At 65.9% G+C, this 15,284-nt stretch carries 18 protein-coding genes; 17 read left to right on the forward strand and 1 reads right to left on the reverse strand.

The genetic code is table 11. The features are described from left to right. Nucleotides 1-206: 206 nt before the first annotated feature. Genes ACRCUN_RS12080 through ACRCUN_RS12115 form a run of 8 tightly spaced genes read left to right on the forward strand, consistent with a single transcriptional unit; the run spans nt 207 to nt 7,859 of the window. Nucleotides 207-1,310, forward strand: coding sequence for a homogentisate 1,2-dioxygenase (locus tag ACRCUN_RS12080; RefSeq protein ID WP_462141871.1), 1,104 nt, complete (start codon nt 207-209; stop codon nt 1,308-1,310). A gap of 34 nt (nt 1,311-1,344) precedes the next feature. Then, nucleotides 1,345-2,571 (forward strand): alpha/beta hydrolase family protein, encoded by a 1,227-nt coding sequence (locus tag ACRCUN_RS12085; RefSeq protein WP_462141872.1) that lies wholly within the window; start codon nt 1,345-1,347, stop codon nt 2,569-2,571. Further along, complete coding sequence (locus ACRCUN_RS12090) at nt 2,568-3,770, forward strand: CaiB/BaiF CoA transferase family protein (protein WP_462141873.1); 1,203 nt, start codon at nt 2,568-2,570, stop codon at nt 3,768-3,770. Before ACRCUN_RS12085 ends, ACRCUN_RS12090 begins: the two co-directional genes overlap by 4 nt. Further along, on the forward strand, nt 3,770-4,672 hold the full coding sequence (locus ACRCUN_RS12095; protein ID WP_462141874.1) for a hydroxymethylglutaryl-CoA lyase: 903 nt from the start codon (nt 3,770-3,772) through the stop codon (nt 4,670-4,672). Before ACRCUN_RS12090 ends, ACRCUN_RS12095 begins: the two co-directional genes overlap by 1 nt. Before the next feature lie 7 nt (nt 4,673-4,679). Continuing rightward, nucleotides 4,680-5,291, forward strand: coding sequence for a TetR/AcrR family transcriptional regulator (locus ACRCUN_RS12100; RefSeq protein WP_462141875.1), 612 nt, complete (start codon nt 4,680-4,682; stop codon nt 5,289-5,291). Between the two features lie 20 nt (nt 5,292-5,311). Continuing rightward, nucleotides 5,312-6,556 (forward strand): acyl-CoA dehydrogenase family protein, encoded by a 1,245-nt coding sequence (locus ACRCUN_RS12105; protein ID WP_462141876.1) that lies wholly within the window; start codon nt 5,312-5,314, stop codon nt 6,554-6,556. Further along, on the forward strand, nt 6,553-7,524 hold the full coding sequence (locus ACRCUN_RS12110) for a phosphotransferase family protein (protein WP_462141877.1): 972 nt from the start codon (nt 6,553-6,555) through the stop codon (nt 7,522-7,524). Before ACRCUN_RS12105 ends, ACRCUN_RS12110 begins: the two co-directional genes overlap by 4 nt. Further along, the gene (locus tag ACRCUN_RS12115) at nt 7,521-7,859 is read left to right on the forward strand and encodes a DUF6285 domain-containing protein (RefSeq protein ID WP_462141878.1); all 339 of its coding nucleotides are present in this window, start codon (nt 7,521-7,523) and stop codon (nt 7,857-7,859) included. The genes ACRCUN_RS12110 and ACRCUN_RS12115 overlap by 4 nt, the downstream gene beginning before the upstream one ends. Before the next feature lie 4 nt (nt 7,860-7,863). On the opposite strand, the gene ACRCUN_RS12120 is transcribed toward ACRCUN_RS12115, so the two are convergent. Then, nucleotides 7,864-8,493, reverse strand: a complete 630-nt coding sequence (locus ACRCUN_RS12120; protein ID WP_462141879.1) for a class I SAM-dependent methyltransferase — start codon at nt 8,491-8,493, stop codon at nt 7,864-7,866. 61 nt (nt 8,494-8,554) lie between these two features. On the opposite strand from ACRCUN_RS12120, the gene ACRCUN_RS12125 reads away from it, so the two are divergent. The 9 genes from ACRCUN_RS12125 to nuoF all read left to right on the forward strand — a co-directional run bounded on the left by ACRCUN_RS12125 (nt 8,555) and on the right by nuoF (nt 15,255). Next, nucleotides 8,555-8,944, forward strand: coding sequence for a nuclear transport factor 2 family protein (locus tag ACRCUN_RS12125; protein WP_462141880.1), 390 nt, complete (start codon nt 8,555-8,557; stop codon nt 8,942-8,944). 18 nt (nt 8,945-8,962) lie between these two features. After that, nucleotides 8,963-9,481: a YceI family protein gene (locus ACRCUN_RS12130; protein ID WP_462141881.1), complete on the forward strand. Its 519-nt coding sequence runs from the start codon at nt 8,963-8,965 to the stop codon at nt 9,479-9,481. Nucleotides 9,482-9,545: 64 nt separating this feature from the next. Further along, complete coding sequence (locus ACRCUN_RS12135; protein WP_067856644.1) at nt 9,546-9,944, forward strand: Rv3143 family two-component system response regulator; 399 nt, start codon at nt 9,546-9,548, stop codon at nt 9,942-9,944. Nucleotides 9,945-10,115: 171 nt separating this feature from the next. Further along, nucleotides 10,116-10,484, forward strand: coding sequence for an NADH-quinone oxidoreductase subunit A (locus tag ACRCUN_RS12140; RefSeq protein ID WP_462141882.1), 369 nt, complete (start codon nt 10,116-10,118; stop codon nt 10,482-10,484). Continuing rightward, nucleotides 10,475-11,029, forward strand: coding sequence for a NuoB/complex I 20 kDa subunit family protein (locus ACRCUN_RS12145; RefSeq protein WP_462141883.1), 555 nt, complete (start codon nt 10,475-10,477; stop codon nt 11,027-11,029). The genes ACRCUN_RS12140 and ACRCUN_RS12145 overlap by 10 nt, the downstream gene beginning before the upstream one ends. Beyond that, nucleotides 11,026-11,742, forward strand: coding sequence for an NADH-quinone oxidoreductase subunit C (locus ACRCUN_RS12150; protein WP_462141884.1), 717 nt, complete (start codon nt 11,026-11,028; stop codon nt 11,740-11,742). Before ACRCUN_RS12145 ends, ACRCUN_RS12150 begins: the two co-directional genes overlap by 4 nt. Continuing rightward, nucleotides 11,742-13,079, forward strand: coding sequence for an NADH dehydrogenase (quinone) subunit D (nuoD, locus tag ACRCUN_RS12155; protein ID WP_462141885.1), 1,338 nt, complete (start codon nt 11,742-11,744; stop codon nt 13,077-13,079). Before ACRCUN_RS12150 ends, nuoD begins: the two co-directional genes overlap by 1 nt. Then, a complete protein-coding gene (nuoE, locus tag ACRCUN_RS12160; protein WP_462141886.1) occupies nt 13,076-13,942 on the forward strand; it encodes an NADH-quinone oxidoreductase subunit NuoE in 867 nt (288 codons plus the stop codon). The genes nuoD and nuoE overlap by 4 nt, the downstream gene beginning before the upstream one ends. Then, complete coding sequence (gene nuoF, locus ACRCUN_RS12165) at nt 13,939-15,255, forward strand: NADH-quinone oxidoreductase subunit NuoF (RefSeq protein ID WP_462141887.1); 1,317 nt, start codon at nt 13,939-13,941, stop codon at nt 15,253-15,255. Before nuoE ends, nuoF begins: the two co-directional genes overlap by 4 nt. Nucleotides 15,256-15,284: the final 29 nt, after the last annotated feature.

Here is a 15,284-nt window from a genome sequence, read left to right on the forward strand (position 1 = left end):
GGCCAGGCCAGGCCGCACCTCTCGCGAAGCACTGTGACGAACGTGCAGGCTTTTGCGCTCAGCGGTCGGCGGGCAGCGCAAGAAGCTGCACGCTCGTCACAGGGATCGACACTCGGAAAGACACTCTTGCCCAGCGTTGAAACAAAAACTAAAGTCACTTTCAGTTTTGGTCGTGAACTCCCCCAGACAAATCCCCAGGAGCTGGCATGGAATCCTTCGTTCACCTCCGCAAAGGCAAGACGCCCAAGCGAATACACGCCGATCTCGACGGCCTCAAAGACGACGAGCTCGGTCGCGGCGGCTTCGTCGGCCGGACGGCGAACATGTACCGCCGCAACGATCCGACCGCGTACCGGACCGTCGGGCCCCTGCGCCCCACCGACGTGCTGTCCAGCGAGCTCAAGCCCAGCGACAGCACCGACGCACACGGCGGCCCCCTGCTGATGTTCTCCAACGCCGACTGCCAGGTGCTGCTGAGCCGCCGCAGCGAGGAGATGCCATTCTTCGTTCGGTATGTCGACGGGGATCTGCTGCTGTTCGTCCACCGGGGTTCGGGCTTGCTCGAGACGGAGTTCGGGCCATTGCGTTACCGCGAGGGCGACTGGGTGTACATCCCCAAGGCCTGCACGTTCCGTCAGGTGCCCGACGGGGAATCCACGTGGCTCATGATCCAGGCGACCGACGACTTCCGCGTCCCGCCGGCCGGGACTCTGGGGCGCCACTTCCCGTTCGATCCCGCACAGGTCGCCATCCCCGAGCCGCAGCCGATCGATGACGACGGCCGCGACGAGTACGAGGTGCGGCTCGTCCATTCGCCGATCGACGGGGTTGCGACGACATCTCTGTTCTATCAACATCATCCGCTCGACGTGGAGGGTTGGCGGGGCGACAACTTCCCGTTCACCTTCAACATCGAGGACTACACCGTCATCACGTCCGAAAGCGTGCACCTGCCGCCGACGGTGCATTTGTTCATGCAGGCCACCGGGGTGTACGTGATGAACTTCCTGCCCAAACCCGCCGAGAGTGTGCCTGGCACCGAACGCACCCCGTGGTATCACCGCAACGTGGACTACGACGAGATCGCGTTTTTCCACGCCGGCTCGCTGTACGGTATCCCGATGCCGCCGGGTCTGGTTTCCCATGCGCCACAAGGAGTCCATCACGGTGCGCCCGAGAAGGCACGGGAGCGGGCTCGCCGCAAGTTCGACGAATATGACCGGGTGGACTGGTCGGTGATCGCGATCGACACCCGCCGTCGACTCGTCCCGTCCGCTGAGATTCTGGCCAACGATCTGGGGCAGCACTGATGTGGGCTGGCGCGACGAAGAAGAGGGCTTGAGCATGACCACCGCAGAAGCACCGGTTAAGCACGCGTACGACCGCATCCCGTATCTGGTTGCCTACCAGAATAATTCGTCTGTCCGAGACGTATACGGCGGCGTCGCCGAGCTGGTGGTGCTGGAAAGCTATCTGCTCAAGCCCAAAGCCAAGCCGAGTGACACCGTGCTGGTGTTCATGCACCCCATCGGCGGCGGCGCCTACCTGCCGATGATCAATGCCCTGGCCCGCGCCGGGCACCACGTCATCTATTGCAACAGCCGGTTCCGCGGCACGGACTCCGCATTGTTGATGGAGAAGGTCGTCGAGGATCTCGGCGAGTGCATCAAGGACGCCAAGAACCGCCTCGGCTACGAGAAAGTCGTGCTCGCCGGGTGGAGCGGCGGGGGCTCGCTTTCGGTGTTCTATCAGCAACAGGCGCAAAAACCCACCGTCACCGCGAGCCCGTCGGGCGACGGCCCTGACCTGACCAAGCTCGGTTTGATCCCCGCTGACGGCATCATGCTGCTGGCCGCCCACATCAGCAGGCACGGCACCATGACCGAGTGGATGGACGCGTCGATCCTCGATGAGAACGACCCCACCAAGCGCGACCCCGAGCTGGATCTCTACAACCCCGACAATCCCAACCAGCCCCCGTACACACCGGAGTTCCTCGAGCGCTACCACCAGGCGCAGATCGCGCGGAACCGGCGAATCACCAAGTGGGTCAAGGAGAAACTCGCCGAGCTCAACGCCGCCGGTCGGCCCGATGACGAGTTTGCCTTCGTCGTGCACGGCACGATGGCCGACCCGCGCTGGCTCGATCCGACGGTCGATCCGAACGAACGCACACCGGGAACCTGCTACCTGGGCGATCCTCAGGTGGTGAACATGAGCCCGGTCGGGCTGGCGCGGTTCTGCACATTGCGCAGCTGGCTCTCGCAGTGGAGCTATGACGACGCCAACGGCGACGCAGTCAAGGCAGGCCCGGACATCGCGGTGCCGGCACTCGTCATCGGCAATCTCGCCGATGACGCCTGCACGCCGAGTCACACCAGGCGGCTGTTCGAGGCGATCGGCCACCCGGACAAGGAGATGCACGAGATTCCCGGCGCCAACCACTACTACTCCGGACCGGACCAGCGCGACAAGCTGCGCCAAGCCGTCGAAGTCTGCACGGATTGGCTGCACCGGCACGGGTTTTCACTGGGGGTTGGAAGCACAGAGACCGGAGATTCGGCACAGTGAGCACTGGGGCTCTCGACGGGGTCAGGGTGATCGAACTCGGCACCCTGATCTCGGGTCCGTTCGCCGGCCGGCTGCTCGGCGACATGGGCGCCGAAGTCATCAAGATCGAGCTGCCGAACACACCGGATCCGCTGCGGACGTGGGGGCAGGCCGAACTCGACGGTCACCACTTCTTCTGGACCGTGCACGCCCGCAACAAGAAAGCAGTCACACTCGACCTGCGTGCCGCGCAAGGCCGCGAGATGTTCCTCGACCTCGTCGAGCGCTCCGACATCATCGTCGAGAACTTCCGCCCCGGCACGCTGGAAAAGTGGAACCTCGGCTACGACGTTCTGCGCGAACGCAACAAGGGCATCATCCTGGTTCGGGTGTCCGGATACGGGCAGACCGGCCCCGATTCCGGCAAGGCCGGGTATGCCTCGGTGGCCGAGGCCGCGAGTGGGTTGCGACATATGAACGGATTCCCCGGTGGTCCTCCCCCGCGGCTGGCCCTGTCGTTGGGCGACAGCCTGGCCGGGATGTTCGCCGCACAAGGCGCCCTGGCCGCACTCTACCGGCGCACCGTCACCGGTGAAGGCCAGATCGTCGACACCGCACTGACCGAATCATGCCTGGCCATCCAGGAATCCACCATTCCCGACTACGACGTGGGTGGTGTGGTCCGCGGGCCGTCGGGCACGCGACTGGAGGGAATCGCCCCGTCGAACATCTACCAGAGCGCCAACGGCAGCTGGGTGGTCATCGCGGCGAACCAGGACACCGTCTTCCGGCGGCTGTGCGAAGCGATGGGCCGCCCCGAGCTGGCCACCGACGAGCGGTTCGCCAATCACCTTGCGCGTGGCCGCAATCAGGACGAGCTGGACAAGATCATCGGCGACTGGGCGGCCGAACGACAGCCCGCCGAGATCATCGCCACGCTGTCGGACGCGGGGGTCATCAGCGGTCCGATCAACACCGTGGCCGAGGTGGTCAACGACCCGCAGCTGCGGGCCCGCGGCATGATCGCCGATCACTGGGATGAGCGAGTCCAGCGGGCCGTCAAGGGACCCGGCATCGTCCCCGTTCTCACCGAATCACCCGGCAGCATCCGCAATGCGGGGTCGGCCCGGCCGGGTCAGCACAATGACGAGGTCTACCGGGGCCTGCTGGGGCGCAGCGCCGAGGAACTCGAATCGCTTCGCGCCGAGGGGGTGCTGTGATGAGCGTGCCCAGCCACGTCGACATCCGCGAAGTCTGCCTGCGCGACGGCTTGCAGATCGAGGACCCGATCCCGTTGGCGGCCAAGATCGAGGTCCTCGAAGCGATCGTCGCGACCGGGGTGCGCGAGGTCGAGGCGACGGCGTTCGTGTCACCGTCGAAAGTGCCCGCACTGGCCGACGCCGCCGAGTTGGCCGCCGAGCTGCACCGGTTCCCGGACGTTGAGTTCTCCGCGCTCGTGGCCAGTCCCAACGGGGCGAAACGCGCGATCGCGGCGGGATTGAGCTCGATCGAATATGTGGTGTCGGCCGCTGACAGCCACAGCCGCGCCAACGTCGGGCGGTCGACTGCCGAGGCGACCGTCGCGATAGCCGATGTCACGCGCATCGCGCACGACAGCGGCGCCGCAATCGAGGTCATCGTCGCCACCGCATGGGACTGCCCGTTCGACGGCCCGACACCGCAGCACCGTGTGCTCGATATCGTTTCGGCGGCCGTCGATCTCGGAGTCGACCGGATCGCGATAGCCGACACCATCGGGACCACGACGCCGAAACGCGTCACCGACCTCGTCGCCGCCGTCACACCGTTGCTCGGCACCACACCGCTCGGCGCACATTTCCACAACACCCGCGGATGCGGGCTCGCCAGTGCCTACGCCGCGGTACAGGCCGGCGTCACCAGGCTGGACGCGTCGGTGGGCGGCCTCGGCGGCTGCCCGTTCGCACCGGGCGCGAACGGCAACATCGCCACCGAGGACCTCGTGTATCTGCTGCGCGACAGCGACATCAGCGTCGACGTCGACCTGACCGCGGCCATCGGCGCGGCTCGGGTGGCGCAGCGAGCCGTCGGGCACGACCTGCCGAGCGCACTGCTGCGCGCCGGTGACCGGATCCTGAACTGAGCCCCCCATGGCAGTCGGTGAACTGAGCTCCAAGGGACGCCAAACGCGATCGGCGATCGAGTTGGCCGCGCGGAAGCTGTTCGCCGAACGAGGTTTTCACGGCACCACCCTCGCCGACATCACGTCAGCGGCCGGCAAGAGCCCCGCGGTGTTCTACCGCTATTTCGATGACAAGGAGGATCTGCTGGCCGCACTGGCCGAATCGTTCCTCCACGACGTAGTCGAGCCGTCCGGACTGAACCTGCACCTGCCGGATTCCCCGGACGACACCGAGTTCTTCACCTCGGTTGTGACCGGCTACTGGAACATCTTCAAACAGAACATCGGCATCATGATCGCCGTCGCACAACTGGCGGCCACCCAGCAGCGGTTCGCCGACGTGCAAAACGGGTTCCGCCGCTTCGGTATCGACATCGTCGCCGCATCGGTCGAGCGCGCGCAGGAACAAGGCCACGCCAAGGACCTGAACCCCGAGCACGTTGCGGCAGCGATCGCGTTGCTGTTCGAGAACTTCACCACGGTGTTCGTGGGCCACTCCGGGTTGGGCATCGAACTCAGCGACTCCGAGGCAATCGCCACCCTATCGAGCATCTGGAAGAAAACCCTGTACGGCTTCTGAAGCCAGAAAGAGAGATCATCGTGGATTTCGCTTTACCAGAACACCTTCCAGGTCTACTCCAGGAGATGGACGCATTCATCGAGACGGAGATCAAGCCGCTTGAACGCGAACACATCCAGTACTTCGACCACAGACGCGAATATGCCCGCACCGACTGGGACAACGGCGGCATCCCCCGGCGCGAGTGGGAAGACCTCCTCGACGAGATGCGCAGGCGCGCCGACGCCGCGGGCTGGCTGCGATACGGCCTGCCCGCCCGCTTCGGCGGCCGCGACGGCAGCAACCTCGACATGGCCGTCATCCGGGAACACCTGGCGCACAAGGGACTTGGCCTACACAACGATCTTCAGGACGAGTCGTCGATCGTCGGGAACTTTCCACAGGTCATCATGATGGACCGGTTCGGCACCGAAGATCAGAAGAGCGTATGGGTCGAGGCGATGCTCACCGGCAAGCGCTCGATGGCCTTCGGGCTGACCGAGCCCGGCCACGGGTCGGACGCCACCTGGCTGGAGACCACCGCGGTCGCCGACGGTGACGGTTGGATCATCAACGGCACCAAGCGCTGGAACACCGGCGTGCACCGCGCCACGCACGATCTCATCTTCGCGCGCACGTCCGGTGAGCCGGGTCAGGCTCGCGGGATCACCGCGTTCCTCGTCCCGACGGATGCCCCGGGTTTTCATGTCCCCTTCTACTGGTGGACGTTCAACATGCCTACCGACCACGGCGAGGTCGAACTGAAGGATGTCCGGGTGCCCGCCGACGCCGTACTCGGTGAGGTCGACCGCGGTCTGGAGGTCGGCCAGACCTTCCTGCACGAGAACCGGATTCGCCAGGCCGCGAGCAGCCTGGGCGCCGCGCAATATTGCATCGACCGCGCCGTCGCCTACGCCGGTGACCGCGTGGTGTTCGGCAAGCCGCTGGCGGTCAATCAGGCGGTCCAATGGCCGCTGGTCGAGTTGCAGACCGAGGCGCAGATGGTGCGGCTCCTGGTCCGGTACGCCGCGGCCCAGCTGGACGCGAATCACCACATGGAAGTCTCAGACAAGGTGTCGATGGCCAACTACCGGGCCAATCGGTTGGTGTGCGAGGCAGCCGACCGGGCGATGCAGGTGCACGGCGGCATCGGCTACAGCCGCCATGAGCCGTTCGAACACATCTACCGACACCACCGCCGCTACCGGATCACCGAGGGCGCCGAGGAAATCCAGATGCGTCGGGTGGCGCAGCGCCTCTTCGGGTTCGGCAAGGCCAAGAAGTGACCGACCTGCCGGGCGCGCTGGCCGAGGTGCTCGCGCCCGTGCTCGATCCCGACGTGGCCGTCGAGAACCTGCGTGAGCTCACCGGCGGGGCCAGCCGCACGACGTGGTCGTTCGACGCCGTCACGTCCTCGGCACGCCGTGCACTGATCCTGCGCACCGGACCACCCGACGAAGTGCATGCCGGCATGGAGTTGGAAGCGGGCGCACAACGCGCGGCTGCCGCGGTCGGCGCACCCGTCCCGCATGTCCTCGTCGCCGACAATTCCGCTGGCGCGCTGGGCAATCCGTTCCTCATCTGCGATTTCATCGCCGGGGAGACCATCGTTCGACGCATCCAGCGTCAGCTCGACGACGCCGGCCGCGCCAAGTTGCTCACGCAATGCGCGCAGGCCCTCGCCGCGATCCACCGGGCAGAACCCCCGCGGATGCCCGGTTTGGCCGAACAGGACCAGCTGACCCAGTGGCGCGGCCAGCTCGACGAGATGGGCGACACCACAGCGACTTTCGAGTGGACGTTTCGCTGGCTGGCGGCCAATCGGCCACCGCCCTCGCCACATCGGTTGGTCCACGGCGACTTCCGGATGGGCAATCTCATCGTTGACGGCTCGGACCTGGCTGCGGTACTGGACTGGGAGCTGGTGCATCTTGGCGAGGTGTACGAAGACCTGTCCTGGTTCTGCATCCGCGCGTGGCGCTTCGGGGCGCCGCAGTCCATGGGGGCCGGTGGCCTCGGCAGTATCGAAAATTTCCTGACCGCATACGAGGAGGCCGGCGGGATGGCGGTCGACCGCGCGGCGATCCGCTGGTGGCTCGTGCAGGCGACCCTGCGCTGGGGCATCATCTGCCGGTATCAGGCCGAGCGGCACCTCAGCGGCCAGACCAGATCGGTGGAGTTGGCGACGATCGGGCGCCGGGTCTGCGAAACCGAGTGGGATCTGCTTGACCTGCTGGACGGGAGCGCGCTGTGAGTGGTCTCTACGGCCGGCCGACGGCGGCCGAGCTCGTCGCGGCGGTGGCCGAGTTCCTCGAGACGGAGGTGCGAGCCCAGACCGCCGGAGCGGTCAACTTCCACGCCCGCGTGGCGGCCAACGCACTGCGCATGGTCGAGCGCGAGCTGCTCGCCGGTGACCCCGTCGACACCGACGCCGCCCTGGCCGGGCTCGGTTTCCCCGACGAGGCGGCGCTCGCGTCAGCCATTCGCGCGGGCGACCTCGACGACCGCGCCGATGCCGTCACCGCGTGTTTGCGCATGCTGGTACGACAGCGGTTGGCGGCTGCGCATCCGGGCTATGACGGGCCGTAGTCGCTCATACCCGGCGTGCCCGTACCAGCCATGCGGGCTCGTCGACGTGCGTGCCGGCCGGCAGGCCGATGGCGTCGGCCTGAGCCGGGCTGACCACCCCGCGGTAGGTGGTGGTGTCCAGCGCCTCGAGCAGCCAGCCGTCGGCGAACGCACCGCGGATGACGTCCTCGCTGACCTCGGGACCGAAGCCGCGCCCGGCGTCGGACAGGGCCAGCACGTGGACAGACCCGCCGGGCCGGCAGGCCGTGTGCAGGCTCGCGACATACGTGGGCCGGTCGGTGTCGTCGAAGATGTGGAACAGCGCGCTGTCAATGATCGTGTCGTAACCGGGATCGGCATCGAGCCGCATCGCGTCGGCAACGGCGAAACGTGCGTCCACACCGCGTTGAACAGCGTTTTCCCGAGCCTGAGCAATCGCCCGCGGCGACAAGTCGATGCCGAGCACGTCATAGCCCATGCGCGTGAGCAGCATCGTGTGTTCGCCCGTCCCACAGCCCGCGTCGAGCACCTTGCCGCGGATCAGCCCACGGCGTTCCAGGTCGACGATCGCCGATTGCGGCTCGCCGATCACCCACGGTGCGGTGCGGGACTCGTACGCTTCATCGAACAGGGAAAGTGCCGGTGTCGTATCCATGGATCAAGTCTTCAACCTCAATGTCGCTTGAGGTCAAGCATCAGCCGGGGAAGGGGAACAGATGCCCGTAATCGACGCTGAGGCCATCGACGAGGTCGCCAATCGGCTGTTCGAGGCGATCGAACGCAGCGACCGCGCCACCATCGCGGGGCTGTGGACCGACGATGTCACGGTGTGGCACTCCGGCGATCCCAAGGACAACAAACGAGCCCGCGCCCTGCGGGTTATCGATTGGTTCATCGACGCCACCACCGAGCGCCGCTACGAGGTTCTCGACCGCCAGTTCTTCGACGGCGGATTCGTCCAGCAGCACATCGTGCACGCGACCGGGCGCGACGGTGCGTTGATCGCACTGCGGGTCTGCATCGTCATCAAGGTAGGAGCTGACGGCCTGATCAACCGCATCGACGAGTACTTCGACCCCAAGGACATCGCACCACTGCTCAACTGAGTTCACCACGGAGGCAACATGACGACGCTGCGAGACATCCTCACCGCCAGCGCGGGCAACTGGACCTTGGCCCCTGAGCGGTCCTCGGTGACCTTTCGGAACAAGACCATGTGGGGTTTGGCTACTGTCACCGGCAGATTTGCCGAGTTCAGCGGCGAAGGCCGGGCAAACGGCGGGGTCAGCGGCCGGGTTGCGATTCGTGCGGCGTCGCTGCGGACCGGTATCCGCAAGCGGGACGAGCATCTGCGCTCGGCTGACTTCTTCGACGTCGACACACATCCGGAGATCACCGTCGACGTCGACGAGGCACGACCGTCAGGAGCGAACGACGCTCGGTTGGGCGCCACCCTGACCGTTCGGGGTGTGGCCCGGCCGATCGAATTGCCGGTCAGCGTGCAGGTTCTGGACGACGGCGCCGTGCAGCTGGCCGGCCAGTGCACGGTCGAGCGCGGCGAATTCGGCGTTTCCGGCAATATGCTCGGCATGGTCGGGCCGGCGACCGCGCTGTCGGCCACGTTGGTGTTCGTCCGGGCCTGAAGCGGCGCAACAGGATTCGGCGAGTTGCCCGATCGTCGACCCCGCACGCAGTAGCATCGGCGGCATGGCCGGCCCCGCGCCGCTGCGCATCCTGGTGTACAGCGACAATCCACGCACCCGCGAACAGGTGCGACTCGCGCTCGGCAAACGCGTCCACCCGGATTTGCCGGAGCTCACCTATGTCGAGGTCGCCACCGCGCCCATGGTGATTTCTCAGATGGACGCTGGAGGATTCGACCTGGCGATCCTCGACGGCGAGGCCACGCCGGCCGGCGGCATGGGCGTCGCCAAGCAACTCAAGGACGAGCTGGACGTCTGCCCACCGATCCTGGTGCTCACCGGGCGTCCCGACGACGCCTGGCTCGCCAGTTGGTCGCGTGCCGAAGCCGCTGTCCCCCATCCGATCGATCCCATCCGGCTGGGCGACGCCGTCGTGCGCCTATTGCGTGCCCCGGTTCAGTAATCCCAGCGAATTACCCTGTAGCCGTTGGTTCTTCACGGCATGGCTGCGACGCAGCTGTGCGCTGCCGCGGTATGAAACGATACTAACCAAAATATGTGGCACGGGCCGCAAACCTCGCTAGGCTGTGGGTTAGCTCACATCGACAGCCCACCGAGGGAGCGACCGCGAGGCATGAATCTCTACACGCCCATCCTGGTTCTCGGAGCGATTGCGGCTGCCTTTGCCGTGGTGTCCGTGGTCATCGCGCTCGTCATCGGACCAAGGCGCTACAACCGGGCCAAACTCGAAGCATACGAATGCGGTATCGAGCCCATGCCGGCCGGCGCGGCGGGAGCCACCGGTCAACGGATGCCGATCCGCTATTACCTGATCGCGATGTTGTTCATCGTGTTCGACATCGAGATCGTTTTTCTCTACCCGTGGGCGGTCGCATTCGACAGTCTGGGCCTGTTCGCGCTGGTGGAGATGTTGTTGTTCATGCTCACGGTCTTCGTGGCGTACGCGTATGTCTGGCGCCGAGGGGGCCTGAATTGGGACTAGAAGAACGTCTGCCCGGCGGGATCCTGCTGTCGACAGTCGAGACGGTTGCCGGATACGTCCGTAAAGGCTCGCTATGGCCCGCGACATTCGGCCTGGCCTGCTGTGCGATCGAGATGATGTCCACGGCGGGGCCACGGTTCGACATCGCCAGGTTCGGCATGGAGCGGTTCTCGGCCACCCCGCGGCAGGCCGATCTGATGATCGTCGCGGGGCGGGTCAGCCAGAAGATGGCGCCGGTGCTTCGGCAGATCTATGACCAGATGGCCGAACCGAAATGGGTGCTGGCGATGGGCGTGTGCGCATCGTCGGGCGGCATGTTCAACAACTACGCAGTGGTCCAGGGCGTTGACCACGTGGTTCCGGTGGATATCTACCTACCCGGATGTCCACCCCGCCCGGAGATGCTCTTGCATGCAATTCTCAAGCTGCACGACAAGATTCAGCAGATGCCGCTCGGCGTGAACCGTGCGGAGGCCATCCGCGAAGCCGAACAGGCTGCGCTCGCGCTCCCCCCGACCATCGAGCTCAAGGGGTTGCTGCGGTGAGCACATCCAACGGATCCTCCAACGGCACCAACGGCGTCCGGACCGGGATCGGCGACACACCCGAGGTGATCGGGGTGCGGCGCGGCATGTTCGGCGCCAAGGGCACCGGCGACACTTCTGGGTACGGGCGTCTCGTGCGTCCGGTGGCTCTCCCCGGGAGTTCCCCCCGACCGTACGGCGGGTATTTCGACGAGGTGGTCGACCAACTGGCCGCGGTTCTCGGCGAGGAGCGCTACGCCGTCTCGATCGAGCGTGTGGTGGTGTACCGCGACGAGCTGACTCTCGAAGTCAGTCGAGTCCAGCTTCCCGCCGTCGCGAGTGTGTTACGGGACGATCCGGCCCTGCGTTTCGAATTGTGCCTCGGGGTGAGCGGCGTGCATTACCCCGACGACACCGGCCGTGAATTGCATGCGGTGTATCCGCTGATGTCGATCACCCACAACCGCCGGCTCAGGCTCGAAGTCGCGGCACCAGACGCCGATCCGCACATACCGTCGCTCTACGCGATCTACCCCACCACCGACTGGCACGAACGCGAGACCTACGACTTCTTCGGCATCGTCTTCGACGGCCATCCGGCACTGACCCGCATCGAGATGCCCGACGACTGGGTGGGCCATCCGCAGCGCAAAGACTATCCGCTGGGCGGAATTCCGGTGGAATACCACGGCGCTCAGATCCCACCGCCAGATCAGCGGAGGTCGTACAACTGATGAGCACTTCAACGGTGCCGCCCGAGGGCGGGGAAAAGGTCGTCGTGGTCGGCGGCGCGGATTGGGACCAGGTGGTGGCCGCGGCCCGGTCGAGCGCGGCGGCGGCGGCCGGCGAACGGATCGTCGTCAACATGGGTCCCCAGCACCCGTCGACGCACGGCGTGCTGCGGCTGATCCTCGAGATCGAAGGCGAGATCATCACCGAAGCCCGTTGCGGCATCGGCTATCTGCACACCGGAATCGAGAAGAACCTCGAGTACCGGAACTGGACCCAGGGCGTCACATTCGTCACCCGAATGGACTACCTCTCACCGTTCTTCAACGAGACCGCGTACTGCCTCGGGGTTGAGAAGCTGCTCGGCATCACCGACGACATTCCGGAGCGCGCGAGCGTCATCCGCGTCATGCTCATGGAACTCAACCGCATCAGCTCGCACCTGGTGGCGTTGGCAACCGGCGGCATGGAATTGGGCGCGATGAGCGCGATGTTCTACGGGTTCCGGGAACGCGAGGAGATCCTGCGGGTCTTCGAAACGATCACCGGCCTGCGGATGAACCACGCGTACATCCGCCCAGGCGGATTGGCCGCCGACCTCCCCGACGAAGCGATCCCCCAGGTTCGGGAACTCCTCGACCTGCTCCCGAAACGCCTGCGCGACTTGGAGAATCTGCTCAACGAGAATTACATCTGGAAGGCCCGCACCATCGACGTGGGCTACCTCGACCTCACGGGCTGCATCGCGCTCGGCATCACCGGTCCGGTGTTGCGATCCACCGGCCTGCCGCACGATCTCCGCAAGGCACAACCGTACTGCGGTTACGAGAACTACGAATTCGACGTCATCACCGATGACCGCTGCGACTCCTACGGCCGCTACATCATCCGCGTCAAGGAGATGCGCGAGTCGCTCAAGATCGTCGAGCAGTGTGTGGACATGCTGGAAAGACTCGGCCCGGGGCCGGTGATGATCACCGACAAGAAGCTGGCCTGGCCGGCTGATCTCAAGCTCGGTCCGGACGGTTTGGGCAACTCGCCCGAGCACATCGCCCGGATCATGGGCCACTCGATGGAGGGGCTTATCCACCACTTCAAACTCGTCACCGAAGGCATCAGAGTGCCTGCGGGTCAGGTGTATGTCGCGGTGGAGTCACCGCGGGGCGAGCTCGGGGTGCACATGGTCTCCGACGGCGGAACCCGCCCCTATCGGGTGCACTATCGCGATCCCTCCTTCACCAATCTTCAAGCCGTGGCCGCGATGTGCGAGGGCGGCATGGTGGCCGACGCGATCGCGGCGGTGGCGTCGATCGACCCGGTCATGGGAGGGGTCGACAGATGAGCGAAGTGTTCCTGGAACTGGGGCAGCGCCCCGACGAAGCGGGCCCGCCGATCAACGGGCCCGTGGCATATCCCGACGAGGTCACGACCCGGCTACGCGCCGACGCCGAGCAGATCATCGCGCGTTACCCAGACGCCCGCTCGGCGCTGCTGCCCCTGCTGCACCTGGCCCAGGCCGAGGACGGCTACCTGACGCCGGCCGGAATCGCGTTCTGCGCCGCACAATTGGGTCTGACCGAGGCCGAGGTCACCGCGGTGGCCACGTTCTACTCGATGTACCGGCGCACACCGACCGGCGACTACCTCGTCGGTGTGTGCACCAACACGCTGTGCGCGATCATGGGCGGCGACGCGATTCTGGACGCGCTTCAGGACCATCTGGATATCCACGCCGGGCAGACCACCGCCGACGGCCGAGTCACGCTTGAGCACATCGAATGCAATGCCGCCTGCGATTACGCGCCGGTGGTGATGGTCAACTGGGAGTTCTATGACAACCAGACTCCTTCGTCGGCACGCGATCTCGTCGACGGGCTGCGCACCGGTGACGCGCCTGCGCCCAGCCGCGGCGCGCCGTTGTGCAGCTTCCGCGAAACCGCGCGCACCCTGGCCGGTTTGGGCGATCCCCGCGCAGCGGGCGGCGCACCCGGCGACGCCACCCTCGCCGGGCTGCGCGTCGCACACGAACGCGGTATGGCGGCACCCGGCACCAACGCATCCGCGTCCTCCGAGCAGGTCGTCGACGACGAGCAGGCGGCCGCGGAGGCCACGCAGGACGCCCCGGCGCCCGGGCCGTCCGCGACCGTGCCACCCGAGCCGAACACCCCCGAAACCGACCCGGACGCAACGGATTCGCGCTCATGACCGCACTGACGCCGGTACTCAGCAGATTCTGGGACGAACCCGATCCGTGGACGTTGGATACCTACCGCCGTCACGATGGTTATCAGGGGCTGCAACGCGCCATGTCGATGGCTCCGGACGATGTGATTGCGCTGGTGAAGGACTCCGGCCTGCGCGGCCGTGGCGGCGCCGGATTCCCCACCGGCACGAAGTGGTCGTTCATCCCCCAGGGTGACGAGGGCGCCGGTGCGAAACCGCATTACCTCGTGGTCAATGCCGACGAGTCCGAACCGGGCACGTGCAAAGACATCCCGCTGCTGCTGACAACGCCGCACTTCCTGATCGAAGGCGTGATCATCGCGGCGTACGCGATCCGCGCCAAGCACGCCTTCATCTATGTACGCGGCGAGGTGGTTCCGGTGTTGCGGCGCCTGCAGGCAGCGGTCGCCGAGGCCTATGACGCCGGCTATCTGGGCTCGAACATCCTCGATTCGGGATTCGACCTGGAGCTGACGGTCCACGCCGGCGCGGGCGCCTACATCTGCGGCGAGGAGACCGCGCTGCTGGATTCCCTGGAAGGCCGGCGCGGGCAGCCTCGTCTGCGGCCGCCGTTCCCGGCCGTGGCGGGTCTGTACGCGTGCCCGACCGTGGTCAACAACGTCGAATCCATCGCCAGCGTCCCACCGATCCTGCTCAACGGCGTCGACTGGTTCCGCTCGATGGGATCGGAGAAATCCCCTGGTTTCACGTTGTATTCGCTGTCGGGCCATGTCAATCGTCCCGGGCAGTACGAGGCGCCGCTCGGCATCACGCTGCGCGAACTCCTCGGCTATGCCGGCGGCATCCGAACGGGACACACCCTGAAGTTCTGGACACCTGGCGGATCCTCGACGCCACTGCTGACAGGTGAGCATCTCGACGTACCACTGGATTACGAGGGCATGGCCTCGGTGGGTTCCATGCTGGGCACCAAGGCACTGCAGATCTTCGACGAGACCACGTGTGTGGTGCGGGCCGTACGCCGCTGGACTCAGTTCTACGCGCACGAATCCTGCGGTAAGTGCACCCCGTGCCGGGAGGGCACCTACTGGCTCGCACAGATCTATGCGCGGCTGGAGACCGGGGCCGCGTCCGAGGCCGACATCGACAAGCTGCTTGACATCTCCGACACGATCTTCGGGAAGTCGTTCTGCGCGTTGGGTGATGGCGCTGCGAGCCCGATCATGTCGTCCATCAAGCATTTCCGCGACGAGTACGTGGCGCACCTGGGCGGCGGGTGTCCGTTCGATCCGCACGCCTCGACGTTGATGGCGACCGAAGGGGTCGGTGTGTAGATGGTCATTCGGCGAGCGGACACGCAGAG

The sequence above is a fragment of the Mycobacterium venezuelense genome (assembly GCF_054919535.1).

Coding starts and splice junctions, on each gene's coding strand:
- nuoF (WP_462141887.1), top strand. CDS start 13,939: ATGACCGCACTGACGCCGGTACTCAGCAGATTCTGGGACGAACCCGAT.
- ACRCUN_RS12095 (WP_462141874.1), top strand. CDS start 3,770: ATGAGCGTGCCCAGCCACGTCGACATCCGCGAAGTCTGCCTGCGCGAC.
- nuoE (WP_462141886.1), top strand. CDS start 13,076: ATGAGCGAAGTGTTCCTGGAACTGGGGCAGCGCCCCGACGAAGCGGGC.
- ACRCUN_RS12130 (WP_462141881.1), top strand. CDS start 8,963: ATGACGACGCTGCGAGACATCCTCACCGCCAGCGCGGGCAACTGGACC.
- ACRCUN_RS12140 (WP_462141882.1), top strand. CDS start 10,116: ATGAATCTCTACACGCCCATCCTGGTTCTCGGAGCGATTGCGGCTGCC.
- ACRCUN_RS12135 (WP_067856644.1), top strand. CDS start 9,546: ATGGCCGGCCCCGCGCCGCTGCGCATCCTGGTGTACAGCGACAATCCA.
- ACRCUN_RS12100 (WP_462141875.1), top strand. CDS start 4,680: ATGGCAGTCGGTGAACTGAGCTCCAAGGGACGCCAAACGCGATCGGCG.
- nuoD (WP_462141885.1), top strand. CDS start 11,742: ATGAGCACTTCAACGGTGCCGCCCGAGGGCGGGGAAAAGGTCGTCGTG.
- ACRCUN_RS12120 (WP_462141879.1), bottom strand. CDS start 8,493: ATGGATACGACACCGGCACTTTCCCTGTTCGATGAAGCGTACGAGTCC.
- ACRCUN_RS12085 (WP_462141872.1), top strand. CDS start 1,345: ATGACCACCGCAGAAGCACCGGTTAAGCACGCGTACGACCGCATCCCG.
- ACRCUN_RS12125 (WP_462141880.1), top strand. CDS start 8,555: ATGCCCGTAATCGACGCTGAGGCCATCGACGAGGTCGCCAATCGGCTG.
- ACRCUN_RS12080 (WP_462141871.1), top strand. CDS start 207: ATGGAATCCTTCGTTCACCTCCGCAAAGGCAAGACGCCCAAGCGAATA.